Annotated in this window: 39 protein-coding genes; 32 read left to right on the top strand and 7 right to left on the bottom strand. The window is 71.0% G+C overall.

Going from position 1 to position 23,806, the window contains the following annotated elements; all coding sequences use genetic code 11:
• Window positions 1-20: 20 nt before the first annotated feature.
• The 24 genes from I4I82_RS26675 (at window position 21) to I4I82_RS26560 (ending at window position 16,359) form a co-directional block, all read left to right on the top strand.
• Window positions 21-428: a phage tail fiber protein gene (locus tag I4I82_RS26675; RefSeq protein WP_218596139.1), complete on the top strand. Its 408-nt coding sequence runs from the start codon at window positions 21-23 to the stop codon at window positions 426-428.
• Complete coding sequence (locus I4I82_RS26670; RefSeq protein ID WP_218596138.1) at window positions 428-2,080, top strand: hypothetical protein; 1,653 nt, start codon at window positions 428-430, stop codon at window positions 2,078-2,080. The genes I4I82_RS26675 and I4I82_RS26670 overlap by 1 nt, the downstream gene beginning before the upstream one ends.
• A 43-nt stretch (window positions 2,081-2,123) precedes the next feature.
• Window positions 2,124-2,450, top strand: coding sequence for a hypothetical protein (locus I4I82_RS26665; RefSeq protein WP_218596137.1), 327 nt, complete (start codon window positions 2,124-2,126; stop codon window positions 2,448-2,450).
• A 604-nt stretch (window positions 2,451-3,054) separates the two neighbouring features.
• A complete protein-coding gene (locus tag I4I82_RS26660; protein ID WP_218596136.1) occupies window positions 3,055-3,462 on the top strand; it encodes a hypothetical protein in 408 nt (135 codons plus the stop codon).
• A complete protein-coding gene (locus tag I4I82_RS26655; protein WP_218596135.1) occupies window positions 3,462-3,617 on the top strand; it encodes a hypothetical protein in 156 nt (51 codons plus the stop codon). The genes I4I82_RS26660 and I4I82_RS26655 overlap by 1 nt, the downstream gene beginning before the upstream one ends.
• The gene (locus tag I4I82_RS26650; protein WP_218596134.1) at window positions 3,614-3,940 is read left to right on the top strand and encodes a hypothetical protein; all 327 of its coding nucleotides are present in this window, start codon (window positions 3,614-3,616) and stop codon (window positions 3,938-3,940) included. Before I4I82_RS26655 ends, I4I82_RS26650 begins: the two co-directional genes overlap by 4 nt.
• A gap of 3 nt (window positions 3,941-3,943) precedes the next feature.
• Window positions 3,944-6,358, top strand: coding sequence for a hypothetical protein (locus I4I82_RS26645; protein WP_218596133.1), 2,415 nt, complete (start codon window positions 3,944-3,946; stop codon window positions 6,356-6,358).
• An 8-nt stretch (window positions 6,359-6,366) separates the two neighbouring features.
• A complete protein-coding gene (locus tag I4I82_RS34550; RefSeq protein ID WP_218596132.1) occupies window positions 6,367-7,059 on the top strand; it encodes a tail fiber protein in 693 nt (230 codons plus the stop codon).
• Window positions 7,060-7,066: 7 nt separating this feature from the next.
• The gene (locus I4I82_RS26635; RefSeq protein WP_218597400.1) at window positions 7,067-7,384 is read left to right on the top strand and encodes a hypothetical protein; all 318 of its coding nucleotides are present in this window, start codon (window positions 7,067-7,069) and stop codon (window positions 7,382-7,384) included.
• Window positions 7,385-7,399: 15 nt separating this feature from the next.
• Window positions 7,400-7,678, top strand: coding sequence for a hypothetical protein (locus tag I4I82_RS26630; RefSeq protein ID WP_218596130.1), 279 nt, complete (start codon window positions 7,400-7,402; stop codon window positions 7,676-7,678).
• Between the two features lie 26 nt (window positions 7,679-7,704).
• A complete protein-coding gene (locus tag I4I82_RS26625) occupies window positions 7,705-8,025 on the top strand; it encodes a hypothetical protein (protein WP_218596129.1) in 321 nt (106 codons plus the stop codon).
• The gene (locus I4I82_RS26620; RefSeq protein WP_218596128.1) at window positions 8,015-8,668 is read left to right on the top strand and encodes a collagen-like protein; all 654 of its coding nucleotides are present in this window, start codon (window positions 8,015-8,017) and stop codon (window positions 8,666-8,668) included. The genes I4I82_RS26625 and I4I82_RS26620 overlap by 11 nt, the downstream gene beginning before the upstream one ends.
• Window positions 8,665-9,138 carry a collagen-like triple helix repeat-containing protein gene (locus I4I82_RS26615; protein ID WP_218596127.1) on the top strand — a complete coding sequence of 158 codons (474 nt, stop codon included), beginning with the start codon at window positions 8,665-8,667 and terminating at the stop codon, window positions 9,136-9,138. The genes I4I82_RS26620 and I4I82_RS26615 overlap by 4 nt, the downstream gene beginning before the upstream one ends.
• A 178-nt stretch (window positions 9,139-9,316) precedes the next feature.
• Window positions 9,317-9,853 (top strand): hypothetical protein, encoded by a 537-nt coding sequence (locus tag I4I82_RS26610; protein ID WP_218596126.1) that lies wholly within the window; start codon window positions 9,317-9,319, stop codon window positions 9,851-9,853.
• Window positions 9,846-10,145, top strand: coding sequence for a hypothetical protein (locus I4I82_RS26605; protein WP_218596125.1), 300 nt, complete (start codon window positions 9,846-9,848; stop codon window positions 10,143-10,145). Before I4I82_RS26610 ends, I4I82_RS26605 begins: the two co-directional genes overlap by 8 nt.
• Complete coding sequence (locus I4I82_RS26600) at window positions 10,142-10,729, top strand: class F sortase (RefSeq protein WP_218596124.1); 588 nt, start codon at window positions 10,142-10,144, stop codon at window positions 10,727-10,729. Before I4I82_RS26605 ends, I4I82_RS26600 begins: the two co-directional genes overlap by 4 nt.
• Window positions 10,726-11,127 carry a hypothetical protein gene (locus I4I82_RS26595; RefSeq protein WP_218596123.1) on the top strand — a complete coding sequence of 134 codons (402 nt, stop codon included), beginning with the start codon at window positions 10,726-10,728 and terminating at the stop codon, window positions 11,125-11,127. The genes I4I82_RS26600 and I4I82_RS26595 overlap by 4 nt, the downstream gene beginning before the upstream one ends.
• Window positions 11,128-11,139: 12 nt before the next feature.
• Window positions 11,140-11,601, top strand: coding sequence for a hypothetical protein (locus I4I82_RS26590; protein WP_218596122.1), 462 nt, complete (start codon window positions 11,140-11,142; stop codon window positions 11,599-11,601).
• A 302-nt stretch (window positions 11,602-11,903) separates the two neighbouring features.
• Window positions 11,904-12,206, top strand: a complete 303-nt coding sequence (locus I4I82_RS26585; RefSeq protein ID WP_218596121.1) for a hypothetical protein — start codon at window positions 11,904-11,906, stop codon at window positions 12,204-12,206.
• On the top strand, window positions 12,199-12,969 hold the full coding sequence (locus I4I82_RS26580; RefSeq protein WP_218596120.1) for a hypothetical protein: 771 nt from the start codon (window positions 12,199-12,201) through the stop codon (window positions 12,967-12,969). Before I4I82_RS26585 ends, I4I82_RS26580 begins: the two co-directional genes overlap by 8 nt.
• A gap of 55 nt (window positions 12,970-13,024) precedes the next feature.
• Window positions 13,025-13,375, top strand: a complete 351-nt coding sequence (locus I4I82_RS26575) for a hypothetical protein (protein WP_218596119.1) — start codon at window positions 13,025-13,027, stop codon at window positions 13,373-13,375.
• 265 nt (window positions 13,376-13,640) lie between these two features.
• Window positions 13,641-13,943 (top strand): hypothetical protein, encoded by a 303-nt coding sequence (locus tag I4I82_RS26570; protein WP_218596118.1) that lies wholly within the window; start codon window positions 13,641-13,643, stop codon window positions 13,941-13,943.
• 206 nt (window positions 13,944-14,149) lie between these two features.
• Window positions 14,150-14,929 (top strand): hypothetical protein, encoded by a 780-nt coding sequence (locus tag I4I82_RS26565; protein WP_226370260.1) that lies wholly within the window; start codon window positions 14,150-14,152, stop codon window positions 14,927-14,929.
• Window positions 14,926-16,359 (top strand): right-handed parallel beta-helix repeat-containing protein, encoded by a 1,434-nt coding sequence (locus I4I82_RS26560; protein ID WP_218596116.1) that lies wholly within the window; start codon window positions 14,926-14,928, stop codon window positions 16,357-16,359. The genes I4I82_RS26565 and I4I82_RS26560 overlap by 4 nt, the downstream gene beginning before the upstream one ends.
• Before the next feature lie 7 nt (window positions 16,360-16,366).
• On the opposite strand, the gene I4I82_RS26555 is transcribed toward I4I82_RS26560, so the two are convergent.
• The 7 genes from I4I82_RS26555 to I4I82_RS26525 all read right to left on the bottom strand — a co-directional run bounded on the left by I4I82_RS26555 (window position 16,367) and on the right by I4I82_RS26525 (window position 21,419).
• Window positions 16,367-17,023, bottom strand: a complete 657-nt coding sequence (locus tag I4I82_RS26555) for a class I SAM-dependent methyltransferase (RefSeq protein WP_225920690.1) — start codon at window positions 17,021-17,023, stop codon at window positions 16,367-16,369.
• Between the two features lie 140 nt (window positions 17,024-17,163).
• Window positions 17,164-17,394, bottom strand: coding sequence for a hypothetical protein (locus I4I82_RS26550; protein WP_218596115.1), 231 nt, complete (start codon window positions 17,392-17,394; stop codon window positions 17,164-17,166).
• A 120-nt stretch (window positions 17,395-17,514) separates the two neighbouring features.
• Window positions 17,515-17,724, bottom strand: a complete 210-nt coding sequence (locus I4I82_RS26545) for a hypothetical protein (protein WP_218596114.1) — start codon at window positions 17,722-17,724, stop codon at window positions 17,515-17,517.
• Window positions 17,725-17,838: 114 nt separating this feature from the next.
• Complete coding sequence (locus I4I82_RS26540) at window positions 17,839-19,941, bottom strand: hypothetical protein (protein ID WP_218596113.1); 2,103 nt, start codon at window positions 19,939-19,941, stop codon at window positions 17,839-17,841.
• Entirely contained in the window at window positions 19,938-20,552 is a 615-nt protein-coding gene (locus I4I82_RS26535; protein ID WP_218596112.1) for a DUF2637 domain-containing protein, read from the bottom strand. Before I4I82_RS26535 ends, I4I82_RS26540 begins: the two co-directional genes overlap by 4 nt.
• Window positions 20,553-21,051: 499 nt before the next feature.
• A complete protein-coding gene (locus tag I4I82_RS26530) occupies window positions 21,052-21,237 on the bottom strand; it encodes a DUF4236 domain-containing protein (protein ID WP_218596111.1) in 186 nt (61 codons plus the stop codon).
• Window positions 21,237-21,419, bottom strand: coding sequence for a hypothetical protein (locus I4I82_RS26525; protein ID WP_218596110.1), 183 nt, complete (start codon window positions 21,417-21,419; stop codon window positions 21,237-21,239). Before I4I82_RS26525 ends, I4I82_RS26530 begins: the two co-directional genes overlap by 1 nt.
• A gap of 95 nt (window positions 21,420-21,514) precedes the next feature.
• On the opposite strand from I4I82_RS26525, the gene I4I82_RS26520 reads away from it, so the two are divergent.
• The 8 genes from I4I82_RS26520 to I4I82_RS26485 are packed head-to-tail and all read left to right on the top strand — an operon-like array spanning window position 21,515 to window position 23,786.
• The gene (locus I4I82_RS26520) at window positions 21,515-21,769 is read left to right on the top strand and encodes a hypothetical protein (RefSeq protein WP_218596109.1); all 255 of its coding nucleotides are present in this window, start codon (window positions 21,515-21,517) and stop codon (window positions 21,767-21,769) included.
• Window positions 21,697-21,966 carry a hypothetical protein gene (locus I4I82_RS26515; protein ID WP_226370259.1) on the top strand — a complete coding sequence of 90 codons (270 nt, stop codon included), beginning with the start codon at window positions 21,697-21,699 and terminating at the stop codon, window positions 21,964-21,966. Before I4I82_RS26520 ends, I4I82_RS26515 begins: the two co-directional genes overlap by 73 nt.
• Complete coding sequence (locus tag I4I82_RS26510) at window positions 21,963-22,217, top strand: hypothetical protein (protein WP_218596108.1); 255 nt, start codon at window positions 21,963-21,965, stop codon at window positions 22,215-22,217. The genes I4I82_RS26515 and I4I82_RS26510 overlap by 4 nt, the downstream gene beginning before the upstream one ends.
• The gene (locus I4I82_RS26505; protein ID WP_218596107.1) at window positions 22,214-22,378 is read left to right on the top strand and encodes a DUF2283 domain-containing protein; all 165 of its coding nucleotides are present in this window, start codon (window positions 22,214-22,216) and stop codon (window positions 22,376-22,378) included. Before I4I82_RS26510 ends, I4I82_RS26505 begins: the two co-directional genes overlap by 4 nt.
• Window positions 22,375-22,722, top strand: coding sequence for a hypothetical protein (locus I4I82_RS26500; RefSeq protein WP_218596106.1), 348 nt, complete (start codon window positions 22,375-22,377; stop codon window positions 22,720-22,722). The genes I4I82_RS26505 and I4I82_RS26500 overlap by 4 nt, the downstream gene beginning before the upstream one ends.
• Window positions 22,719-23,081 carry a hypothetical protein gene (locus I4I82_RS26495; protein ID WP_218596105.1) on the top strand — a complete coding sequence of 121 codons (363 nt, stop codon included), beginning with the start codon at window positions 22,719-22,721 and terminating at the stop codon, window positions 23,079-23,081. Before I4I82_RS26500 ends, I4I82_RS26495 begins: the two co-directional genes overlap by 4 nt.
• 23 nt (window positions 23,082-23,104) lie before the next feature.
• Window positions 23,105-23,254 carry a hypothetical protein gene (locus I4I82_RS26490; protein WP_218596104.1) on the top strand — a complete coding sequence of 50 codons (150 nt, stop codon included), beginning with the start codon at window positions 23,105-23,107 and terminating at the stop codon, window positions 23,252-23,254.
• Between the two features lie 37 nt (window positions 23,255-23,291).
• Complete coding sequence (locus I4I82_RS26485) at window positions 23,292-23,786, top strand: low molecular weight protein-tyrosine-phosphatase (RefSeq protein WP_218596103.1); 495 nt, start codon at window positions 23,292-23,294, stop codon at window positions 23,784-23,786.
• The last annotated feature ends 20 nt before the right edge of the window (window positions 23,787-23,806 follow it).

Raw genomic sequence — 23,806 nt, 5'->3', positions numbered from 1 at the left:
GCTCAGAAGGAGGAGCCACGATGGGGCTGAGCGATGCTCGGAAGCGAACCAAGCTCGACCAGGACTTCGGGTCCGGCACGCCCACGAACTGGTACTGGGGGCTGTCCCGGACCGAGCCGAACGAGGACGGGTCCGGGGTGAGCGAGCCCGTCGGCGCCGGGTACGCCCGGGTGCTGAAGACGAACAACGCCACGAACTTCCCGGCGGCGGTCACGGCGGGCGGGCGGACCGTGAAGCGCAACGGCACCGACGTGACCTGGCCCAACCCGACCGGGGACTGGGGCGCGTGCGGCTGGTACGTGCTGTTCCAGGCCTCCACCGGTGGCGTACCGGACTACTGGAACAAGCTCGACGACACGTTCAACCCGAAGGCCGGGCTGTCCCCGGTGCAGATCGACGCGAACACCGCTGAGCTGCAGGTGGCCTGATGCCCCCGGTGATCGCCCAGCACGCGGGCAACACCACCGCATCGGACTCGTCGTCCTGCCGGGTCACCCTGGACCGGGCGACGCAGCAGGGCAGCCACCTCACCGTCATCGCCACCGCCCGTATCCCCCGCGGGCACAAGAACCCGTTCCCGTCGGACCCGGCAGGGTTCTCCGGGTTCCGGGTCGCGCTCGGCTCGCAGAGCCTGCGCGACGACATCGCGATCGCGGTGTGGGAGAAGCCCAACGCCACACCGATCTCGTCGGTGACCGTGCAGGCGGTACACGAGTCGCTGCAGGTGCGGGTACTGGAGACCCGCGGTCTAGCGCAGGCGGCGGCGCTGGACCGGGTCGCGATCCTCGGTGGGGAGCCCAGCACCGTGTCCACCGGTGCGACCGGGACGATCGCGCAGGCCGACGAGCTGCTGATCGGCGCGATCGTCAACCAGAACGCGTCGACCACGCAGGGCAGCTTCACCGGCGGCCTGGCGAAGCTGAGCGACACGACCAGTCCGAGCAGCGACCTCGACGGGGAACGGCACCGCCTCACGGTGCACGCCGCCATCACGAACACCGTCGGGTCCTACCAGCTCGGCGGCCGGCTCTCCACCCCGCGCGACTGGATCGGGGTGCTGCTGTCGTTCCGGGGCGGCACCCTCGGGCCGCTGAAGATGACGTCGCTGTCCGCGCCGCCGCTGATGACCTTCGGCGGGCGCGGGGCGCTGACGGTGTTCGGCCGGTTCTCCAGTCTCAACGCCTCGCCGGTGATGACGTTCAGCGGCAGCGGATGGATCGGGCCGGCGAACCACCAGCTGCTCCTCGGCGGCCGCGGCGCGAACGGTCTGATGATCGGCGCCGGAACCGACTACCGCATCGAGTCGCTCGAGGGGCTCGGCGGGTGGGACGTCGAGTCGTCCGACACGCCGTTCCCGCGGTTCGACGGCGACCAGCGCGGGGTGGACCGGCAGAACGCCCGCACGATCCTGGGGCGGGTCAACTGGGACGGCCCGCCGGTGGAGTTGGAGCAGGCGGCGCAGCGGCTGCTGATGGCGTTGCGGCCGCGCCGCTCGGAGGACTTCGACCTGTACTTCCGGCTGCCGGGGATGCCGCTACGGACCATCCGGTGCCGCCCGGGGTCCCTGATCCGGGAGATGACCGCCGAGCAGATGATCCTCACGAAGCAGGCGTTCCTGTTGCGCGCGGCGGACCCGCGGATCTACTCGGCCCGCGCCCGGGAGGTTCTGGTACCGGCGTCGCCGAGCACGGGCACGGTCGTCACGGCCGTGTCGGCGATCAACGCGGGGAACGCGCAGGCCTTCCCGGTGATCCGGGTGACGGGCGCACCGGACGTCGACGTGACCGGCCTGGAGCTGGTCAACATCACCGGCAACTGCTCCTTCGAGATGGCCGGTGTCCTCCCCGCTGGTGCGCAGCTGGTCGCGGACATGCCGGCCGAGGTGACCGCGCAGCCGCGTTCCACGATCACGATCGGCGGCCAGTCGAAGCTAGGGGCGTGGGTTCCGCCCCGCGAGCCGTTCTTCCTCTCCCCGGCCCCCGACGCCGTGGGCGGTGTGAACGCGCTGTACCTGCGGACCACACCTGCCGGGGCCGCGGTGACGTGTGCCCTGGAGTACCGCGATACGTGGGCCGGATAGGCCCCCCTGCGCCGGAGCACCATCCCAACAGAGAGAGGTCGCCGTGAGCGATGCCCTGCCCCCGCCGTATGACCCGGCGGTCCACACACCCGACGACAACCCGACCGTGCTCCTGGAGATGTACTGCGAGTGCGGCGACGTGCGCAGGTTCGTCGACCCCGTGTCGCACGTGCTGCCGCAGCTGGCCGGTTTCCAGGCCCAGCACGCCGGTGACGGCCACGGCCCGACGACGGCGAAGAAGTCGTTGGCCGAGCGGGAGGCCCGGCGCAAGGCCGGGTTCCGGATGGCCGGTCGGCAGGCGGAGTACCAGCCCAAGGAGCACGAGGGCGAGGGTGCCGGGTTCGACTGGTCTCCGCCCCCTACGTCCTGACGGGGTGCTTCCGACGAGCGCAGGAGCGGGAGCAGAACCGGCCCCCGTTCAGTCGCTTGTCGGCAGCCAGCGCGAGGAACTCCTTGCCGCACGGACAGACCCGCTGCACGGCCCGGTGGCGCCCTCGGCTCCCCGTCATCAGAACGTATGGCTCGTCATCGCCGACGAGGTCCTTCCGTCCACGAGCCGCGTTGCACCGGTGGCAGGACGGCAGCAGGTTCGTGGGCTGGTTGTTCCGGCCGTCCCCATCGAGGTGGTCGACCACCAACGCTCCAGGTGCGGTGCGCCTGCCGGGCGCCCAGTCCACGGGAATCGAACACCAGTGGCAACGGTGAGGGCCGGGGCCGATCCGGCCGTACAGCGCAAGGCGGTGCTCCAGCGCCGTGCCGTTGGCGTTGGCCAGCGGATGACCGACTGCCCGGATGTACCGGTACCGCGGTGTTGTGCGGGGCGTGGCTGCCCACTGAGCGGTCTTCGCGCAGGACTGCGAGCAGAAACGGCCGCGGCCCGCCGCGAGCCGCTTCGCTGTCGTGATCAGTAGCTTCCCGCACCGCTCGCATGGTTTCTCCACCTCGCCATCCTATAGTAAAGAGGAGCGTTAGTTATGGTGAATAGCCTGTTCGATTCCGGCAGGAACGCGCACCTGCGCGGCGAGATCGCGTGGCAGACCGACGCCATCAGGGCGGTGCTGGTCGACCTCGCCGACTACACGCCGTCGCTGTCGACGCACGCGTTCCTGTCCGACATCCCGGTCGCCGCGCGGGTTGCGACCACGGCGGCGTTCACCGGGAAGACCACGGTCGCGGGCGTCGCCGACGCCGCGGACCCGACGTTCGTCGGCGCGACGGGTGATCAGGCCGAAGCGATCGTGATCTACAAGGACACGGGTTCGGCGGCCACATCGCAGCTCATCGTCTACATCGACACGGCGACCGGGCTGCCAGTCACTCCGAACACAGGCGACGTGAATCTGATCTTCGACAACGGCAGTAACAAGATCTACCGCTTGTGATGCGCGCCCTGCTCGACTTCCTCGCCTTGTTCATCCCGTGGCGCTGCCGCACCTGCTTCTCGGTGTTCGTGCCCATCACCGCCGGCAACATCCACCGCACCGCGTCGGGAGACTGCTGCGTGTGCGCCAACCTCGGAGGGATCCGCAGCCGATGACCACACCTGAGATCGAGGAGCCCTACGTTCCGCCGAACCCGTTCGTCGTGGAGTTCCGCGACTACGTGGGCAAGGTCATCCGGCTCACGGTGAACTTCAACGAGGCGACCCGCGCCCTCACCGGCGCGGTCGCGTTCCGGGACGCGGACTGCCAGTACCGGCGCGTGTACATCGGGCTCGGCCCCGACGGCGCACCCGACTCGACACCCGACGTGGTCCCGGTCCCGGCCGGGACGACGAGCGTCAGCGCCAACCAGCTGCGCCGCAACGGGCTGCGCACCATCGAGGTCGTCACCGCTCTGCAGATCACCGCTGGCCCGTAGCCGATGCCCACCGTCCACTCCAGTAGCCCGGCCCGGGTCGAGGCGGCTTCGGCGGCGGCGTCTGTCACGACGGCGTCGTTCACCGCCCCGGCCGGGTCGGTGCTGGTCGCGGCGGTGGTCATCGACGCCGGCCCGGCCCCGGCGCCGACGCTGACGGTGAGCAACAGCGGGACCGCGCTGACGTGGACGAAGGTCGCCGAGCGCGTCACCGGCGGCGCGGTCGGGTCCGCGCTGTTCGTGGCGGCGGCCCCGACGTCGGCGGCCCGGACGGTCACGTTCACGACGTCGAACAGCGACAACAAGTCGCTGAAGGTCTACGTGGTGCAGGGCGCCGACCCGGCCGGCCCGGTCGGTGATGTGACGTCCGGGAACGTCAGCACGAACACGGTCGCAGTTCCCGGGCTTGTTGCTACTCGCGCGGCCTCGCTCGGGTTCTACGCCGCAGCGCAGGACGAGTCTTCGTCGGCCACCCCGACCAGCGGCGAGTCCGCGTTCGACCCGGTGTTCATCTCCGCGCAGGTCGCGGGCGGTTCGGGTCACAAACCGATGGGCGCGGTCGCCGCCGAGACGACGTACACGATCGACGCCGCCGGCACGACCGTGTGCGACTGGCACTACGTCGGTGTGGAGATCGTCGCCGAGCTGGCCCTGACGGTCACCCCGCCCGGTGTCGCGTCGGCCGAGGCCGTCGGCACGCCCACCCTGACCGCGGGCGCTGTCGCCGCGGCTCCTGCCGGGGTCGCGTCGACCGAGGCCGTCGGCACACCGCAGGTCACCGCGTCCGTGGGTGTCACAGCCACCGGTGTCGCCTCCGGTGAGGCGGTCGGCGCGCCCACGATCACCATCGGCGGCGTCGTCGTGGCCGCCGCCGTGCCGACCGCGGAAGCGGTAGGCACCCCCACGGTGGCACCCGGGCCGGCGTCGGTCACCGCCACCGGTGTCGCCTCCGGTGAGGCAGTCGGCGCGCCGACGCTGTCGCTGACGGTCGCCCCGGCAGGGGTGCCCACCGCGGAAACCGTCGGCACGCCCACCCTGACGTTGGGTGCGGCGGCGGTGTCGACTGCCGGTGTTGTGTCGGGGGAGGTCGTCCCGGCCCCCGCGGTCACCGCCGGGCCGGTCGGGTTGTCCACGGTGGGTGTCCCGTCGGCGGAGGCGGTCGGTGTTCCGCGGGTGTCGATGAGCCTGTTCGCCGTCGGTGTCGCCTCCGGTGAGGCGGTCGGGGCGCCGATGCTCACGGTGGGCGCCGTCGCGATCTTCCTGACCGGTGTTCCGTCCGGTGAGGCGGTCGGCACGCCCGCGCTCACGACCACGCTGGACTCCGCGGTCCGGACGTTGCGCCCGATCGTGCGGCTCGTCCCGCTCTACGAGGTCCTCGCCGTCCGCCGGGTGCCGCAACCGGCCGGGCCGCCGTCGTTCTTCATCGCCGACCGCATCCCGTGGTCGCGGGTCCGGTGGGGAACGGTGCTGTCGAAGGGGCAGTCGTCCAGCGTCACGTGCAGCATCGCGTCGCTGACCGAGCCGGTGAAGCAGCTGCTGCGCGCACCGGACCGCAACCCCGCCGAGCTGCACGTGCTGCGCAACGGGAAGACGGTGTGCGCTGGGCCGCTGCTGGGCGGGGCGAAGCGCGGCGGGGAACTCACCGTCGAAGCGGGCGGGCTCATGGCCTATCTGCGGTGGATGATCGTGCTGGCCGACAAGCGGTTCGACCAGGTCGACCAGTTCACGATCGCGGCGTGGCTGATCGACCAGTGGCAGGCCAGCAACTTCGGCCACTTCGGCATCGACACCACCGCGGTCGGGGTGTCGGGGCGGCTGCGGGATCAGACCTACGAGCGAAACGAGATCCATCAGGTGTCGCGGCGCCTGGAGGAACTCGGGGCGCGCCGCGACGGGTTCGACGCCGAGATCGACCCGGTCACCCGGCGGCTGCAGCTGACGTACCCGGCGAAGGGTGTGGACCGCAGCAGCGGCGAGGACGCGGTCGTGTTCGGTGGTCGCGCCGTCGACGGCCTCGACGGGGTGTTCAGCCTGTCCCCGGACGATTTCGCCTCCGACGCGTTCGGGGTGGGGTCGGCGTCGGGTGGGCAGGCGGCGCTGTGGTCGGAGCAGCCCAACGTGGATTTGCGCGCGGTGTACGGGCGCACCGCCACCTGGGGATCGTGGTCGGACGTGTCCGAGCAGGGCACTCTCGACGATCACGTCGCGGCGCTGCGCGATGCGAAGGACCAGCCGCTGCGCGCTCCCGGACGGAAGATCCGCGTCACCCCTGACACCGACCTGGACCGCTACGACGTCGGGGACACCGTCAGCTACGAGCTCGACACCCTGCTGGGGGTGGGCGGGCCCTACCGGTTGCGGTCCCGGTTCGTGGAGGTCGTGAAGAACGAACCGGAATCTGTTGACCTCGAGTTCGTGTAGGAGGCCCGGTGTCTGAGGATCGCGCGTTCGAGGAACCTGGACAGGTCATCGCCCGTTTGTCCGCCGACCTGGAGGACTTCAAGTCGACGATGCTCGCGCGGGTCGCTGCTCTACCGACGGGCACGATGCTCCCGACGCTGGCTTCGGTCCCGCCGGTGGGGACGTTGCTGCTGCAGGGGCAGGTGGTGTCGCGGACCACGTATGCGCGGTTGTGGCAGTGGGTGCAGGACACGGCCGCGGCGGGGTTCGGTGTGGGTGACGGGTCGACCACGTTCACGCTGCCCGACGCCCGCGACCGGGCCCTCGTCGGTGCGGGCGGCACCGTCACCCTCGGCGGCACTGGCGGTTCGGCGACCCGCACGCTGACCGTGGCGAATCTGCCGGCGCACGGGCACACCGGCACGGCGGCGTCGGCCGGCACGCACAACCACGACTCGACCAACGGCCAGCTCGACAACAACGGCGGGCACAGCGGCCACTTCCCCGGCACCCGGTACAACGCAGCGGCCGGCGCCGACTTCGGCCTTTCGGACTGGCAGTCCGGTGGCGCGACGCGCGGCGACCACGGCCACTTCTTCACCTTCGACATCACCTCCGGCGGCGCGCACACCCACACCGTGACGATCAACAACACCGGCTCTGGCGAAGCGTTCGACAACCGACCGCCCTACCTCGGCGTCAACGTCGCCGTCTGGACCTGAGGAGCTGATGGTGATCATCACCGATGAGATGCGCAGGGCCGTGCACGAAGAAGACTGCGAACAGCTCGGTCACATGCTGGCCACTGAAAGCGTCATCTCTATCGAAGGCCGGACCGCGCAGGTCGCCGGGCCCGGCGACCTGCAGCCGCACCTCAACTGCCGCCGTTGCGGCAAGGTGTGGCTGGTCATCGAGGACGCGGGCGACGGCTACGACGACGCGGTGCAGCGGGTGAGCAAGCGGTTCAAGGACCCGGCCGACCTGCGCATCGGCCGGCGGCCGGTGCGCAGCGAGTCGCCAGCGCATGCTCCCGCCGGTAAGGCCTGATCGAAGGGCCCTGCCATGCCCGTACCTGACCTGCTGCGTATCGCCTGCGCCGCCGTGGCGATCATGCTGATGGCGGCTTGCATCTACGCGATGTTCCGCTCCCGGGACGCCGACCAGCGTCTGCGGTTCGGGTCGACCGCGCTGATCGCGCTGGTCGTGGTCGCCGGCCAGCTCGACACCCTCGGCGGCCCGGGGAACTGGCGGATGCCGGTGCTGCTCGTCGCGCTCGTCCTCTTCACGATCGGGGCTGTCCGGTTCCTGGTGAAGGACCGTCGGCGTGCTCTCGAGCGATGAGTCACTGTGCACGATGACCGACGGGGGTGAGTGCGATCTCCCCGGAGTTCGTGAGTGCGGTGTTCGTCGGGTTGGCCGCGCTCATCGCGGCGCTGTCGACCTACACGGCGAACCGATCGCGCCGGATGGCGGAGGACCAGCGGCTACGCAAGCAGCAGCTGCGCCACTACCGCGACCGCTACGAGGCGCTCCTCGCCTACACCTGGCTGCTCCGTGAGGAACTCGCCGAGCGTGGCCTCGCCATCCCCCCACGTCCCCGGATCCTGGAGGACGACGACGACGATGACTTCCCCCGTCCGGCTTCTCCCGCACCTGCCCCCCGTGGGGGTGGACCCGATGCCGGGTAAGCGTCGCGCCGACGCGGGTATCCCCCGCTGGGTGCCGCTGGCGATCGTCGCGGCCGCTGTTGCCGCCGTCGTGCTCGGTCTCGGTATCGGGCGGACCACCGCGGACACGCAGGCGGCGAACACCGGGCTCACGGTCGACAACGGGATCTTGGAGCAGCAGCGCAACGCCACTGCCGACCAGGCCACCGAGCTCGCCGACCCGGTCGCCGCGTTGTGCGCGGCCGGTGACGACACCGCCGCTGCGCTGGCCGCTGCCGGCGCCTGTGACCGTGCCGCGCAGGTGCAGTCGTCCCCGATCGCCGGTCCCCCCGGCCCGGCTGGTCCGGCGGGCGCCCCTGGTGCGTCTGTGGTGGGCCCGCGCGGTCCCGCTGGCTCCCCAGGTACCCCGGGTGAGCCGGGCGTACCGGGCGTACCGGGCGAGCCGGGCGAGCCGGGCAAGACAGGCCCTGCAGGCGTCGACGGCGTCGACGGGCAGGACGGCGAAGACGGCGCCGATGGTGCACCGGGCACGCCCGGACGCGACGGGGCCCCGTGCCCCCCCGGATCCACACAGCAGCAGGTCACCTACGGCGACGGCCGCACCGGGCTCGGCTGCGTCCTCGACGAACAGCCGGCCCCGACTATCCCGGAGGACGGAACATGACCGGTCCGACCGGCGAGCAGGGGCCGAAGGGGGACACCGGCGCCCGGGGCGAAGCCGGGTCCACAGGCATGCGCGGCCCGCGGGGGATCGACACCCTGGGTAGCGAACCCGCCGACGTCTCCGGGCCGCTGGCCATGGACTTCATCCGGAAGCTGACGCTGTCCGTCCTCGGCCTCCTGGTCATCGTCGTCGCGTTCCTCATCTTCTACCTGGTCACCTACGTGCAGGAGCAGCGGCTGCTGTCGGAGTGCTACCGGCAGGCCTTCGAGGAGACGAACCGTGCTCTCGTGGTCACGGTCGCCGCAGCGGCGCGCGACCGGGGCGGGCTCAAGACGTTGCTGGAGTCGCTGACCGACCCGGAACGGACCGGGGCTCAACGTTCCGCCGACCTGGAGAAGTACCTGCAGCTCCTCGCCGACGGCGAAGCTGACCGCGCCGCCACCCCCGTCCTGCCGGCCAGGACGTGCTGATGCCGCTCCGCATCCTGCGCCGGTGGCGGGAACGGCAGTGCACCTGCGCACATCCCCGTTCGATCCACACCGGTGACATCGCCGGCTGGCGCGTCTGCAACGCGCTGCGCTGCAGCTGCGCGAACTTCGCGTGGGCTTGGCTGGACAGACCCCTACTTCGCTCTGCCGAGGAGAACTTGTGAAGCGCTACGTCCTGCCCGGGCTCGTCCTGGCAGCACTGACCCTGTCCGCGCCGTACGCGCTGGCCCAGGACCCGGCCCCGGACCCGCAGGTCGTCGCGATCACCCCGCAGAAGGCGTGCGGGACGGTGACGTTCAACCTCGTCAACGCCGACGTGGGCGAGTACGGGTTCACGTTCTCCACCGGCCCGTTCGCGGGCGGCCCCATCGGGGCGCAGGGTCTCATCGTCGTCCCCGCCGGGGAGACGGTGACGCACACGGTGCGGCTGCCGGAGGACTCGTTCGACGGGCAGGGGTTCGTCACGCTCGGGGTGTCGTACGGCCCGAACACGCACCGGCAGGCGTTCCTCGACCTCGGTTTGGTCGACACCGACTGTGAGCCGCCCGTCGACGTCACCACGCCGCCGACCACCCCGCCGGCAACAACGGAGACGACGGCGCCGCCGACCACCTCCGCTCCCGCGCCGACCCCCGACGACGACGACTTCGACCAGGTGGGCCGGGCCCCCGTCGGGGGGGTCGCGACCGGTGGGTGAGCAGCAGCTGATGGGGCCGGTGCGGGCGGCGGAGGCCCGTGACTTCCAGGCCACCTACCTCGCCGACGCCCAGCCCGAACCGGTGCCGCTGCCCCCGCAGCGCCGGGAGCTCACCGAGGCCGCCCGGATCCGGGACGCGATGGCCGTGGCCCGCCGGCTCTACTCCGGCGCCGTCCGGGACCTCCTGATCGGGGAGCTCCAGTTCCACATGAGCAACGGCTACCGAGTCAACCAGGGCAGCCTCCCGGCCCGGCTGGTCACCGAGCTGCTCGACCAGGCCGACACGCGATGATCCGCGCGCTCGCCGCGGCCGTTCTCCTGGCTGCGCTGGTCGGGTGCGGTGCGCCGGTGCCGCCGACAGCGCCACCCACGGTGACGGTCACCTACCCGCCGCGCACCTCGACCCCGGCCGTGCCCACTCTCACCCCGATCGCGGTACGCGTCCCGTCCATCGCCGCGGAGAGCTCCCTCGTCGCGACCGGTTTCAACCCGGACGGGACCGCGGAGGTGCCGCCGGTGGACCAGCCCAGGCAGGCGTCGTGGTTCGAGCCCGGGGTCGAACCCGGCGACGTCGGGCCGGCCGTCATCTACGGCCACGTCTCCGGCCGGGACGGCGGTGCTTCGGTGCCCGGGGTGTTCGCTCGCCTCGCCGGGCTCGGGCCGGGCGACCTGATCGAGACCGACCGCTCCGACGGCGTGACTCTGCGATGGGAGGTGACCGTGGTGGAGACTTATGACAAGTCCCGGTTCCCGTCGGCATCTGTCTATGGCGACACCGACGGCCCCGAACTGCGCCTGGTCACCTGCGGTGGCCGGTTCGACGCGGCCGCCCGCAGCTACGAGTCGAACGTCGTCGCCTACGCGGTGCCGGCATGAACGGGCCGGACACGAGTGAAGCGCAGGCTCGACTTCTGCTCACCGCGGTATGCGGCTTGTCGATGTCCGAACGGCTCGACGCGATGATGGAAGAAGTGCGGGTGGCGCGGCTCATCGCGCACATGCAGCCCTACCTGGTGTCCTCGGTGTCCGAGCGGTTCGACGCACTCGTGGAAGAAGTCCGGGTGGCACGGCTCATCACGCACATGCGCCCCTTCCTGGTTTCGTCGAGGTCCGCGAAGACCCGGCCGGTGGTGCCGTCGCAGCGACGCGCCAGCCCCGACGAGAAGCGGCTCGACGACATCACTGCCGAAGCCCGCCGCCGCGAAGCCGCAGGTCGGCCCGCAACTGTCGCGGCCTACGCGCGCCGCCATCGCCGTTACCCGCCCGTCCCCTGACCGGAGGTCCGCATGGCCTGGCATGACCGCTTCACCTGGCCGTTGACGGCCCTCTCGGATCTGCAGCGCGACCTCCTGGCTGTGCGTATGGCCGTGCTGCAGATCCCCACCCGCCTGACCCGAATGGAGAAGAACATGGCCGCCGACCGCGAACTGCTCGCCAAGATCGCCGAGGGCCTCACCGCTCTCGCCACCCCCGTGTCCGACCTGATCGCCTCCGAGGCCGCCCTCCGGGCGGAGGTCGCCGACCTCAAGGGTGCGGCCGCCGCCGACGAGGCCGGTGACCTCGAGGCCGCGTCCCTGGTGAAGGACGCGTTCGACGACGTCGCGGAGATGTTCCGCACCGAGCCCGAGGCCCCGGACGTGGAGCCGCTGCCCGAGCCCGAGGCGCCCGCCGACCCCGAGACCCCCGCCGAGCCGGCCCCGGCCGAGCCCGTCCAGGACGACGACAACACGCCCCCGCCCGCGGCCTGACGAGGTCGCACGCGGCCCCGTGTCCAGCTCCCCGGGACACGGGGCCGCCCCGTCTCAGAGCGGCCAGCGCCAGCCGTAGCGCTTCCACTGCCCGCTCCACGAGGTCCGGCTCAACTGATTCACGTGCAGCTGCCACCGGCGACCGCACTCGCAGCGCCACCGAGCCCCGTGCCGAATCCGGAGATTCAGGTCCGGATGGTCGCAGCGGTGCGGTGCCCCACCTGGGCGGATCAAGTCCGTCATGCCCTGAGTGTGGCAGCACGTCACACCCTCCCGTCCCAACCTGCAGACAGGAGACCGGCATGGGCGACTGGCGCGAGAACCCCGACCCGTCCAGCCCCGACCGGTGGCTTTACGACGAGACGGCGCCGACCCCGATCACCGTGGCCGACTACGACCCGTCCGCGACCCGCGTCGACATCCCCGTCGTCACCGCCGGCCGGGTCGAGTACGCCGGCCACGTCGACTACGCGAACCCGCGACCGACGCCGCAGCCTGACCCGCCGTCGATGACCGCCGGGCAGGAGGACCACTCCGACCCGTGGCGCTACGCCGGCGAGGACGCAGACCCGCCCGCCGACACCGGCAGGCCGGCCGATGAGTGACCCGTGGCGCAACTGCGCCTGCTCCCTGACGCTGGTCGCCGAGATCAACGCCCGCTGGCCGCGCCGTGACAAGGCATCCGATGGCACCGTGGGGGACACTGCTCACGCTGCGCGCACGAGCGATCACAACCCGTTTGTGAAGAAGCCGCCGCCGCCGAACATGGGCATCGTCCGCGCCCGTGACATCGACGTCGACGGCGTCGACATGGCCTGGCTCATGGAACACCTGCGCCAGCTCGGGCAGCGCGGCGACGTCCGCCTCAACGGCGGCGGCTACCTCATCTTCAACCGGCGCATCACCACCCCCGACTTCACCGGGTGGCGCGTCTACACCGGCACGAACCCGCACACCTCCCACGGGCACGTGTCGTTCACCCGGGACCCCGGCGCGTTCGACTCGACCGCGCCCTGGGGCATCACCACCGCCACCACCGTCGCCCGCCCGCAGGAGGGGTTTCTCATGGCCTTGACCGACGCCGAGCAGCGCGAAGTGCTCGAAGGCATCCGCAAGATGAAGCCCGGCCTGGTCCTGCCGGCCCGGTCCAAGAACTGCCGGCCCGCCACCGACGACGAGTACGGGTCGTCGCTCAACGCGTGGGCCGAAGCCGCCGACGCCCGCGCCGCGGTCGAAGCGCTCACCGCCCGCCTCGGCAGCGGGACGGTCGCCGCCCCGTCCGGTGGGACGTTCGCGCTCGCCGACGCCGACGTGGACCGGATCGCTGCTCGCGTCCTCGACCTGCTGTCCAAGCGCACCGCCGCCTGATGTGGGCCGGCACCGGCTCCCCGACGACCACCCCGACCAACCACCAGGAGTCACCGTGAACCCCGCCAGTCGCGAACCGGCCGCCCTCTACATCGGCCTCATCGCCCCCGTCGTCGCCTGCCTCGCCGCGTTCGTCTTCGCCGCCAACCCCGAGACGCAGACCGTCGTCAACGCTGCCGCTCTTGCTGTGGCCGGCGCGATCACCGCGTTCGTGGTGAAGTCGGACAACCTTCTCCCGGCCATCGTCGGCGCCATCTCCGCGGTGGTGTCGGTCGGTGCGGCGCTGGGGCTGCAGCTCGACTCCGCGCAGCAGGCCAGCCTCGTCGTCGCCCTCGGTGCGATCGCCGCCGTGGTCGTGCGGGACCGGGTCACCGCCGCTGCCCCGCCCGTGCAGGTTCACGCGTGACATCGGCCCTCGCTGTGGCGCTCATCCCGTGGCGCTATGCGACTGCGGTGACCGCGCGGGTGTGGGCGTTCTGCCTGTTCGGGTTCGTGCGGTGAGCAGCTGATGCCGGGGTGGGCGTGGGCCGCCGCCGCAGCCTGGGTCGCCGCCTCGGTGGTGGTGGCCCGCTACGTCGGCCGCGCCATCACGCTCGGCTCCCGGCGCCCACCCAAACCTCGTTCCTCGTCTTCGACCGCAACTGAAGGGCAGCGCCATGGCAGCGCATGACGTGCCGACCGGGCACATCGGAATCCACGAGATCGAGCTCGCCGCGAACACCGAGTCGACGGTGACGTTCGGCGGGGATCTCCCGTCGCAGTACGACCTGGCCCGTGTCGAGGTGCAGGTGCTCGAGGGGACTGCGCCGGTGTACTTCCGGTTCGGGCCGTCGGGGGCGGCGACAGTGAAGGGCACGGACTGCTGGTCGGTGCAGCCGGGGACAGCGGTGGGGGTGGATGTGCCGACTGCGGGTGACACGGTGGTTCGGCTGATCTCGGCCGCGTCGGCTGTCGTGTCGGTTGGGAGGGGCTGACCATGGGAGTCATCCGGTACCCGATCCGACCCAGCGGCGCCGGAGGCGGCGGGGGGGAGGTTGTCGACGCCACCACTGACACCAAGGGTGTCGCCCGACTGCTGGGGGGCACTGCCGACAACCCGACCGTCCCCGCCGCAGCGTTGACCGGGACGATCGCCGACGCCCGCATCCCCGCCGGGATCACCCGCGACTCCGAGCTGGCCGTGGCCATCACCGCGGCGATCGACGCGCTGCTCGACGGCGCCCCCGGCGCGCTCGACACCCTCAACGAACTGGCCGCCGCGGTCAACGACGACGCATCCTTCGCCGCATCGGTCACCTCGGCGCTATCAGGGAAGGTGTCGAAGTCCGGCGCGGAGACGATCGCCGGGATCAAGACCTTCTCCGATGCGCCCGTCGTTCCCAACGGCAGCTTCACCATCGCGAAAACGACCGGGCTGCAGACCGCGCTCGACGCCAAGACGGCCCTCTCGGTTGACGGCACCCCGGTCAGCGCCTACAACCTCGACAGCTCGCCGGTCGCGCCCGGCGAGCTGTCCCCCCCCGCCTACACCCAGGACGAGGTCGACGGTCTCCTCGCCGGTGTCGGCGGCGGCAACGGTCCGTGGGCGCCGGTCCAGGACACGGGATCGGAAACAAACTTCACCACAACGAACTGGACCGTTGTTGGCGGCCTCGCCATCACTATCGCCTCAACCTCGACGGCGGACGTGTTCCGCGTCGACGTGCTCGTCGACCTAGCGTCCTACTTCGCCAACACTGCGACCATGATTTGGAACCTGGTCGTGAACGGGGCAGGCAACCCCATCACCTACCCGATCAAGCTGGTCGACAACGGCATCCGGCTGTCGGTTCCGATGGCGTGGGTGCTGACCGGGCTCAGCCCGGGCAACTACACCCTTGAGCTAGCCGCCTACATGACCGGAGCGGGGAACTATCAGTCCGGCCCCGGAACTTCGATGATCGCGCAGCGAGTGGTGTGACCAGCTACTACCTCGCCAGCACGGGCAGCGACGGGAACACGGGCACATCCGAGGCTGCGCCGTGGGCCACGATCGCGCGGCTCAACGACGCCCTCGCCGCCCAGCAGATCGTCGGGGGGGACTTCGTGCTGTTCCGGCGAGGGGACACCTTCTATGGCCAGCCGGCGCAGGAGGGTTGGCATCCGTACCCGAACGCCAACCCCGTCACATTCGGCGCGTACGGGGCCGGGGCGAAACCACGGATCTCCTGCTACAAGATCGCCGCTGTCGGTGGGTGGACTAACGTTGGCGGCAACGTGTGGCGAATCAACCTTGCCGCCGGCGCGGCCGGGCACACCGGCGCCACGATGCTCGGCGCAACCGAGGTCGGGCACCTGCGGGTCGACGGGACCGTGTACGGCGCCAAGAAGGACTCTTCCGCCGCCTTGGCTCAGCCGTGGGACTTCTACTCCGGCGACTACGCCCGAACCGATGTGAGCGAGTTTCTGCACGTCTACCACGTGGGGAACCCGTCGACGGGTCGCACCGTGGAGATCGCGGTCAACGCCGACGTTTTCCACCTCGCCCGAGACCACTGGACGATTCGCGACCTCGACATTTGCGGTGCCGACGCTGGGGTCGTCGCATCCGCCTACTGGTCACCGAGCAACATCCAAATCCTGAACTGCGACATCCACGACCTCGGCGGTTCCTACACGTGGGGCGACTACGTCTACACCGTGCCGACCCGCGCCGGGAACGGTATCCAGGCGTGGATCGGGTGCGAGGATTGGCTGATCGAAGGCAACCGCATTTGGCACTGCTACGACGTAGCCGTCACCTACCAGGGCTCCCCTGGCGTGCAGGTTCCGACCAATCAGGGCTACCGCCGGTTGCATGCGCGCCGGAATATCATCTTCAACAACTCGCAGTCGTTCGAGCTCGGCGGTTCCGAGGTCGCGGGTGACGGTGTTGGGTTCGTCGACTGCTCGTTCACCGACAACTTCTGCTTCGGTGCGGGCAACGGGTGGGGTTGGCAGTACCGTCCCGATCCGGCCGGTCGCGGCTGCCACCTGCTGTTCTACCGGTACGCGTTGCCAACGGATCTCGTGTGTGAACGCAACGTGTTCTTCGGGGCGACGACCAACCACATTTTCGCCTTGGACGGTATCCCGGTGGGGGTGACCGTGCGGAACAACCACGTGTACCTGGAACCGGGCACACTGATTCAGGATTCGTTGATTCCAGCAGGGAAGCGTCCGGAGACGATCGAGGAGGCCGCCGCGTACGTGGCGGCGACCGGGCACGAGCAGGGCACCACATGGTTCACCGACCGCACGGCGGCGGAGACATATCTTGCCGACCTCGCCTGGTCCGGCCGCGTCATCGCCACCACTGGCGGTGTCCGAGTCATCCCCGGTCCGTCCGTCGAATGGCCCGAACCCGGCTGACCTGCGGTCAGGCCCGGATCGCTACCAGCGACTTCGGGAGGCCGGCCATCCGCTCGAACCAGATGTCCGAGTCGGGGAAGTAGGAGCGCATCTCCGTCGCCGACACCAGCTCCACCTCGTGGGTGCGCTCCATGGCCAGGGCGGGGTCGTCGGTCCAGTAGTGGCCGAGCGGCCAATGCTGGGTGATCGCCAGCCGCGCCCGGAACGGCAGGAACTGCATGCCGGGGAACATCCAGTGCGGCTCCACCGGGAAGTACCGGTACGGAGTCTGCACCCAGTGCCGCGGCGCCCGGTCGGCGATGACCTCCGCAAGGGCCTGCCGGCGCAGGTGCCCGCCGACGTGCTCGATCAGGCTGTTGGAGATCACGATGTCGTAGCTGCCGGCGCGGATCTCGGCGGGCGGGGCGCAGGCGTCGCCGTGGACCTGCCCGTCACGAGCGGGCTCGAGGTTCACCACGGTGAGGTCCTTGGGCTGTGCTGGCGCGCTCTGCCAGAACTCGACGGTGCCGCCGAGGTCGAGGACCCGCATCCGGTCAAGGTCGGGGAACGTGTCGAGGAGCTTGCCCCAGCGCTTCTGTCGTGCGCGTCCGCCGATGGAGCGGGTGCTGTACGGGTTGTTCAGTGCGTAGGTGATGCGGTGGGTGAGCTCGTTCGACTTCGGCATGCCTGCTCATCCGAGCTGGGCCGTCGCACGGTTACAGGTGGCGACGGCATCTCATCAACTCTGATGACGCGCCCTTCCACTTCACAACGCCGCACCCCCGTCCTTGCCTCACGGCAGGGGCGGGGGAGCTTCTTCGTCGTTCACACCCCGTCGCGGCTCGAGCTCGTCGGCGGGCCCACGTACCCGCGCCCGGCCAGGCCGGACTCCCAGTCGGCGCGGCGGGCGGCGAGCAGCTCCCGGTGCCGGTCGGTCATCGGCTCCGCACCCGGCACCTCGCCGTGATGCAAGACGCACGGGTAGACCCGCACCCAGGCCCGGCGCTGCTTCCACCGGATCACCGCGACCGGGCAACCCGGGCGACCGACGTTCATGGGCGTGCTCCCTCGCTCGGACGACAGGCCTAATCTCCAAGTTCTGGAGCAACCGGCAGCTCTGTTGGGGTTTGCGGTCCGCCGCGGGGGAAGCACGGCCCGGCGATGATGCCACGACGGTCAGCGGCCGCGCCCGAGCAGGCGCGCGCCGAACCTCCGGTAGGGCTGGCCACCGCACAGCCAGCACGCCCGCCGCATCCGGAAGTTGCCGCGCCCGTCGCCCGTCTTCGTGCGGCCCGAGCACGCCCAGCAGGCGCGGAACGGGAACAGCCAGCACGACCCGAGGTAGAGCGCGGCGAGGACCAGACCGACCAGCATGAGCGAGTCCATCACCGGCCTCCCGCGCTAGGAGGAGACGCCGCCGCGCAGGCCCGGCGCCTAGATCCTAGGACTAGCCCTAGGGGCCGAACCCCCGCGTTGACCTGCGGCTTAGGGTCTAGGAGCTCAGCCATCGAGGGCCCCGAGAAGGTCGCTGCGGAGGATGCCCTGCCTGTTGCGCGGCACCTCGTCCTCGAGGCTCACCGCCCAGACCTGGCGCGGCCGGACGTCGCTCGGCTTGAGCGCGGCGGCCAGCTGGATCGGTGTCCAGCCGGCGTACCGGTCGGGCCAGCGGTCCGCCAGGCGCGAGCAGAGGACGTCGCTGTGCGCCTTCTCGTCGGAGCCGAACACGACCGCCAGATCCTCGGTGACCGAGTAGCTCACCGGCGTCGCCGACACCGTGTGCCCGAGCGCCATCCCCTCGAGCGTGCCGGCCTTCTCGCGCAGCGCGCGGCCGCGCAGGCAGATGGCCTCGGCCGCGACGGCGTCGGCGTAGCCGGTGCGCACGGTCCCGCCGTTGACCTTCGCGTCGCCGGTGCCGCGCAGGATCCCCGCGCCGAGCGCGTCGGGCGGCAGCTTGTGCGCGTGCATCCCCTCGCCGCCTGCGCCTGCACCGAGCACCGCCTCGGAGGCGTCGCGCGTCGTTACGTACAGGGCGAAGCGGATACCGAACTGGTCGCGGAACCCGGTGGGCGTCGACTTCGCGTCGGGCTTCTGCGTCGCGGCGAGGGTGATGATGCCGGCCGACGGGCCGACCTTCGCCAGGTCGGTGAGCTTGTCCTCCATGTCGGGCCCGTACTCCTTGCTCAGGAACGCCCGTTGCACCTCGTCGATGACCAGCACGATGAGCTGCAGGCCGAGGTGCTTGGTGCGGGAGAGCTCCTCGGTGAGCTTCCCCTCGGGGCACACCGCCTTGGGCAGGGTGCGGAGCAGGCGGTTGCGGCGGTCGACCTCGGCGAGCAGGTCGTCGATGGTGTCGCGCAGCGCCGCGAGCGGGTGCACACCCGTGTCCGGGTCGGCGCGGTCCCCGTAGAAGATCCGTTCGGCGACGTGCTCGAACGGTGTCCAGTCCGGCCCGCCCTTGAGGTCGAACACGATGATGCGCACGTGCGGGTCGAGCGCGGCGGCCAGCGCGACCAGGCGCAGCACGAACGTCTTGCCCCGCCGCGGGATGGCGCCGATGAGCATGGCCGCCCACAGCACGCACAGCCACACGGTCTCGCCGCGCTCGTTCTTCCCGAACGGCCACGGGTGCCAGAAGTTCACGTTGGGCCTGGTCAGCAGCTCGGACGGCCCGGCTGCGATCGACAGCGGGTCGACCTCGCAGACCCACATGTCGACGCGGCGGATCGACCCGGCCGACCCGCGGACGCGGGAGAGGAAGACCTGCCGCTCGTCGACGTCGATGCCCGAGGCGATCTCGTCGCGGCGGCGGATCGCCTCGTCGGCGGTCTTGCCGTAGGGCAGGTCGAGCACCGCCCGCCAGCCGTTGGCGTCGCGGTGGATCGGGGTGGCGAAGGTGAGCGGGTCGGCCTCGGTGCACAGCTTCGCCGCCTCGAACGCCCGGACCACCACGCCCGGGGACAGCTTGCGGAAGCGGCCCGGCACGACGGCCGGGGTGAAGATGGGCCTGTCGGGCGACTGCCCGCGCCAGCCCAGCAGCGCGACCACCACGACGGCGACCGGCCACAGCCAGGCGAACCACCACCACACCGCGGCGCTGGCCGCCGCGACGAGCACGCCGAGCGCGATGACGTGGCGCTGGTGCGCGGCGCGCACGAACTTCTGCTCCGAGCGGTACCGCAAGTACAGCGCGTCATCGCCCCGGGTCTTCGCGGCTTTGCGCAGCGGGCGGGCGTCCCCGTCGTCGACGAAGTCGCGCACCTGCCCGAGCACGCGCACCAGCCCCCGCGGCGCCCACCACAGCGTGAGCGCGACGTAGAGGTGCAGGCGCACGGCGTGCCACGCCAGGTGGTAGCCCGCCCGGCGCGCCACCCACCAGGCGGCGGCCCGGCGCTGCTCGGCCTGACGCAGCCACGGCGCGATGATCGGCCGCCGCTCCGGTGGCTCGGCCTCCCACGGCATCGCCACCGCTGGCGACGGTCGCAGCGCCAGCTCAGGCTCGGGCCGCGCAGGCAGCGACACGACCTCCCCGTCGAGCGCGTCGTGCAGCGCGAGTTCGGTGCCCGGCTCGTCGGGGTCGGGCCTCTTGCGCATGTCGATCGTCACGCTGTCGCTCCGTTGGTGGTGGCGAGAAGCTGGCGGGCCTTCCACTCGCTGATCTCCAGCTCGTCAACAAGCCGCTTGCGCCCAGCCCCCTCTGCGATCAGTCGGGCGGCCCGCTCCTCCACCGTCTCCGGCTCGCCCTCCAGCCCTTGGAGATTCGGCTCCTGCTCATCTCCAAGGGCTGGAGCAACTGGCAGCTCGGTTGGAGGTTCCGCCGGTGCTGCCTCCGGCCGGCCGACGAGCACCATCAAGTGGACGAGGGCACCCAGCACCGTCGGGGCGATCGCCGACACCGCAACTACGACGAGCCAGTGGGGCTGGACTCCATACGCCTCCAGGCCGTGACCGAGCGCGTTACCCGCAACCGAGCCGCCTAGCAGCAGCAGGGCGAGCGCGCGGGCGTACCGATCGGCGTCGGGTGGCGACCACTGGCCCAGCCACACCAGTGACCCGGCGGCTGCGCCAGCGTCAACGACGACCGGCAGGAGCCACGCCAGCGAAGGGGCGAAACCGCACAGCAGCGCGAGATCGCGGAGGGCCGCGAACGACAGCACGGCCGCAGCGCCAGCCACGATCAGGAGAAGCCCAAACAGTAGGAACCGCTGAGGCCTCATGCCTCGCCCTTCTTCGCATGCGACGCGTCGAACAGGCGGTGGCACCGCCTGCACATCGGCTGGTAGTGCCCGTACTGCGGGCTGTATGGCCCCTTGGAGGAGGTCAGTTCGTTGGGGTCGGCATGGTCGTACGCCCACTCCTCGGCGCAGCCCCCGCACTCCACACAGGTGTGCGTGCTCGGACGTCCCCGCGCCTGCCTGAGCCAGCGGTGCGTGGTGCTGTAGCTGGGCACTCCACTTCGGTGCCCTCGTGTGGCCTGAACTGTCGCGTCGCCGACAGCTTTGCCGGCCAGCACCCGCTGGAGGTGGGCGCCGCACAGGCCGCGTCCACTGTGGGGTCGGCCGCAGTCGTTCACGGAGCAGGTGCGGCCGGGGGCCTTGGCCCGGAAGGTTGCCGGACCTGGGTCTCCGTGCTTGCGCCACCGTCTCCAGTGCCCGCCGCAGTACCCGTGCGCCCTCAGTGGCCGCAGGCATCCGTCAACGCAGCAGATGGCCACGCTCACCGCTCACCTCGTCGTCCCGGCCAGCTCACGGATCCCGGTCCTGGGGTGTTGAGGGTGTGGCGGCGGGTCGTCGCCGACCAGGTCCACGGCCCGATCTTGAGGCCCCAGGTGATCCGGCCCGCCTGGTTGAGGTGCAGCCGGAGCGGGCCGAGGGGGATGGTCTTGCGTAGGCGGAAGCCCATCACCGACCACCCCACGGGTCCTGCTTGTCGATGTGCGCCCGCCACTCGGCCTGCGGGTGGGTGTGCTGGTCGGTGCGGCCGTCGAGTTCGCACCCGGCGGTGTGCTTCACCTTGACGTCGGGCTGCGGGTCGAGCGCGCGCCGCGGTACGTCGCGGTCGCTCTTGCTGCTGAACAGTCCCATCGGGGTCTCCTCGTGGTCGGTTTCGCGCTTCCCAGAAGTGGGAGCCTACGATACCTTCCTACATGTGGGAAGACCGAGCACTAACCTGACCCGCTGTGACCAGCCGCGAGGAGAGCGAAGCGTTGATGAATCTGCAGGAACTCCTCGCCCGCGACCTGTCGAAGGTGTCCCTCGACGAGCTGTACCAAGGGATCAAGGAATCCGAGCTGGTGTTCGACCAGGCACAGGTCTGGACGGGGCGGCTCGTGGCCGAGGTGCGACGGAGGCCGAACGTCTCGTGGTCGAAGGTCGAAGAGGCGACAGGCGTCCCGAAGGCGACGCTCGACCGGCGCGCGAGCAAGGCGCCGTAGCGTTCGACCCCTACGCCCCCGACTACCACGCCCCCGTCATCGGCCGCACCTACTGGCACCGGCCGTGGCGCCAAACCGTCACCGTCCTCGCCGCCCCCGGTGTCGGGGATGCGGTGCCCTACGACGAGGTGGTGGTGCGGCTGTACGCCACCGGCACCCCCGCCGTCGTGAAGCTGCGCAGCCTGGAGGAACGATGACCGACACCACCGCTGGATGCGGCTGCCAGTACGACGCTACTGGGCTCGTGTTCGTCGACCGGTGCGTGTGCCTACCCGTGCCCGTCAGCGACGACCAGGCCGCGCTCGACCGGGCGGCCGCGGACATGGCGGTGCGCGACGACCTCGCCCGCGAAGTGGCCCGGCTGTGGGTCGCGGCCGACAAGAACGACCCGCGCGATCTGACCGCCGCTCTCGACCGGCTCGCCGCCGCCTACGGGGAGGACCGATGAGCGACGTCTACGTGCGCTATCAGGACAAGCCGGTAGCCCGCACCTTGGAGGACACCCGCGCAGGCATCACCGTGGACCTGGACGAGGACGGTGAGGTCGTAGGCGTCGAGCTGCTCGCAGCGTCCGCTGTCGAGGTCGACGGGGTCGAGGTGGCCCAGTGAGTGGGTTCTACGCGGCGCCCGTCCGCGACCTCGGCGACCCCGCCGCCGACCCGCCCGGCACCGTCCGCGTCGACGCCGACCCCACGGACCAGCACGCGCACCTGTTCGACCGCGACGCGCGCCGTGCCGTGAAGACGGCGCAGACGAGGCCGGCGGGGCAGCGGTGGGTCCTCATCTCAGGAGCCCGCGACATCACCTGGTTCTACGACGACGAGGTGGCGAGCTGGCCCGTCGTCCCCGCCTACGCCGTGTCCGCGCCCTGGACACTCGCCGCCGCACAGCCCGCGCCGGCCACGCCCGCGCACGAGCGCGGGGACCTCGACGTGGAGGCGTTCCGCGGATGAGCACGCTCAAGGCACTCGGCATCCCCCTGCTGATACGCACCGCCTGCAGGACGATCTCCGCCATGACGCATCCCCTCATCGTCGCGGGCCTACTACTGGGAGGGCTGTGGCTGGTTCTGGCCTGGGGGAATGAGTGGGTGGAGCAGCGCCAGGAGGAACAGTGGCGCGTCGTCGTTGAGCACACCGAAGCACTGGAGCGCAGGTCCGCGCTGCAGGAACAGGTCGACTGGGAGGTGCGGCAGCACCAGCTCGACCCGTCCTACCCGTACCCCGAGCAAGTCCCGGTCTGCCCTCCGTGGCAAGAGCCGTGGGTGCTCTCGGTGTCTGTTGCGGGCGACGTGGATGCCCGGTGTCAGTGACCGAGCCCGAGCACGTCCCCACCGTGAACGACCGACTCCGCGCGGCCGGGATCTCTCAGACCTCGATCGACGCGCACTTCGCCGACGGCGTCCTGCGCGTCGACGGGGACCCGGCCACGGCGCTCGATCAGCCTGCGCCGAAGCCCGCGCGCATCGTCATCCACGAGGCCTGACCTGCTGCTATACGGCGCACCCGCATACTATCCAGTGGTGCTGTCACTGGTTTTCGTGTGTACCGGCAACATCTGCCGCTCGCCCATCGCCGAGAAGGTCGTCGCCCGGGAGCTGGAGCGGGCCGGTCTCGGCGACGGCGTGACGGTCAGCAGCGCCGGCACCGGGGGCTGGCACATCGGCTCCCCGGCCGACGAGCGGTCGGTGGCGCTGCTGCGCGCGCACGGCTACCCCGACGCCCACAGCGCCCGCCTGATCGACGAGGAGCAGCTCGCCGCCGACCTCGTCGTGGCGCTGGACCGCTCCCACTTCCACGCGCTGCGCGCGATGGTCGCCGACCCCTCCCGCGTGCGGCTGCTGCGCTCGTTCGACCCCGCCGCCCCCGCCGACGCCGAGGTCCCCGACCCCTACTGGGGCGACGAGGAGGGCTTCGAGCGCGTGCTGGACATGGTCCGCGCCGCGGTGCCCGGCCTTCTCGACTGGGTGCGCGAGCACCGTCAGCCACCGAGCACCGGTGGCCGCGAGCACCGGTAGCCGCGAGGCCCGGTGGCCGC

This window comes from Pseudonocardia oceani, from assembly GCF_019263585.2.
Taxonomy (GTDB): Bacteria; Actinomycetota; Actinomycetes; order Mycobacteriales; family Pseudonocardiaceae; genus Pseudonocardia; species Pseudonocardia oceani.
Note: the sequence above shows the minus strand (reverse complement) of the source record. Positions and strands in the feature narration are given on the sequence as shown.

Excerpts from the sequence above, each read along its gene's own strand:
- I4I82_RS26650 (WP_218596134.1), top strand. The coding sequence starts at position 3,614 with ATGACCACACCTGAGATCGAGGAGCCCTACGTTCCGCCGAACCCGTTC.
- I4I82_RS26670 (WP_218596138.1), top strand. The coding sequence starts at position 428 with ATGCCCCCGGTGATCGCCCAGCACGCGGGCAACACCACCGCATCGGAC.
- I4I82_RS26645 (WP_218596133.1), top strand. The coding sequence starts at position 3,944 with ATGCCCACCGTCCACTCCAGTAGCCCGGCCCGGGTCGAGGCGGCTTCG.
- I4I82_RS26535 (WP_218596112.1), bottom strand. The coding sequence starts at position 20,552 with ATGAGGCCTCAGCGGTTCCTACTGTTTGGGCTTCTCCTGATCGTGGCT.
- I4I82_RS26675 (WP_218596139.1), top strand. The coding sequence starts at position 21 with ATGGGGCTGAGCGATGCTCGGAAGCGAACCAAGCTCGACCAGGACTTC.
- I4I82_RS26595 (WP_218596123.1), top strand. The coding sequence starts at position 10,726 with ATGAACGGGCCGGACACGAGTGAAGCGCAGGCTCGACTTCTGCTCACC.
- I4I82_RS26585 (WP_218596121.1), top strand. The coding sequence starts at position 11,904 with ATGGGCGACTGGCGCGAGAACCCCGACCCGTCCAGCCCCGACCGGTGG.
- I4I82_RS26530 (WP_218596111.1), bottom strand. The coding sequence starts at position 21,237 with ATGGGCTTCCGCCTACGCAAGACCATCCCCCTCGGCCCGCTCCGGCTG.
- I4I82_RS26630 (WP_218596130.1), top strand. The coding sequence starts at position 7,400 with ATGCCCGTACCTGACCTGCTGCGTATCGCCTGCGCCGCCGTGGCGATC.
- I4I82_RS26580 (WP_218596120.1), top strand. The coding sequence starts at position 12,199 with ATGAGTGACCCGTGGCGCAACTGCGCCTGCTCCCTGACGCTGGTCGCC.
- I4I82_RS26600 (WP_218596124.1), top strand. The coding sequence starts at position 10,142 with ATGATCCGCGCGCTCGCCGCGGCCGTTCTCCTGGCTGCGCTGGTCGGG.
- I4I82_RS26510 (WP_218596108.1), top strand. The coding sequence starts at position 21,963 with ATGACCGACACCACCGCTGGATGCGGCTGCCAGTACGACGCTACTGGG.
- I4I82_RS26615 (WP_218596127.1), top strand. The coding sequence starts at position 8,665 with ATGACCGGTCCGACCGGCGAGCAGGGGCCGAAGGGGGACACCGGCGCC.
- I4I82_RS26505 (WP_218596107.1), top strand. The coding sequence starts at position 22,214 with ATGAGCGACGTCTACGTGCGCTATCAGGACAAGCCGGTAGCCCGCACC.
- I4I82_RS26635 (WP_218597400.1), top strand. The coding sequence starts at position 7,067 with ATGGTGATCATCACCGATGAGATGCGCAGGGCCGTGCACGAAGAAGAC.
- I4I82_RS26495 (WP_218596105.1), top strand. The coding sequence starts at position 22,719 with ATGAGCACGCTCAAGGCACTCGGCATCCCCCTGCTGATACGCACCGCC.
- I4I82_RS26660 (WP_218596136.1), top strand. The coding sequence starts at position 3,055 with ATGGTGAATAGCCTGTTCGATTCCGGCAGGAACGCGCACCTGCGCGGC.
- I4I82_RS26555 (WP_225920690.1), bottom strand. The coding sequence starts at position 17,023 with ATGCCGAAGTCGAACGAGCTCACCCACCGCATCACCTACGCACTGAAC.
- I4I82_RS26545 (WP_218596114.1), bottom strand. The coding sequence starts at position 17,724 with ATGGACTCGCTCATGCTGGTCGGTCTGGTCCTCGCCGCGCTCTACCTC.
- I4I82_RS26590 (WP_218596122.1), top strand. The coding sequence starts at position 11,140 with ATGGCCTGGCATGACCGCTTCACCTGGCCGTTGACGGCCCTCTCGGAT.
- I4I82_RS26525 (WP_218596110.1), bottom strand. The coding sequence starts at position 21,419 with ATGGGACTGTTCAGCAGCAAGAGCGACCGCGACGTACCGCGGCGCGCG.
- I4I82_RS26620 (WP_218596128.1), top strand. The coding sequence starts at position 8,015 with ATGCCGGGTAAGCGTCGCGCCGACGCGGGTATCCCCCGCTGGGTGCCG.
- I4I82_RS26655 (WP_218596135.1), top strand. The coding sequence starts at position 3,462 with ATGCGCGCCCTGCTCGACTTCCTCGCCTTGTTCATCCCGTGGCGCTGC.
- I4I82_RS26550 (WP_218596115.1), bottom strand. The coding sequence starts at position 17,394 with ATGAACGTCGGTCGCCCGGGTTGCCCGGTCGCGGTGATCCGGTGGAAG.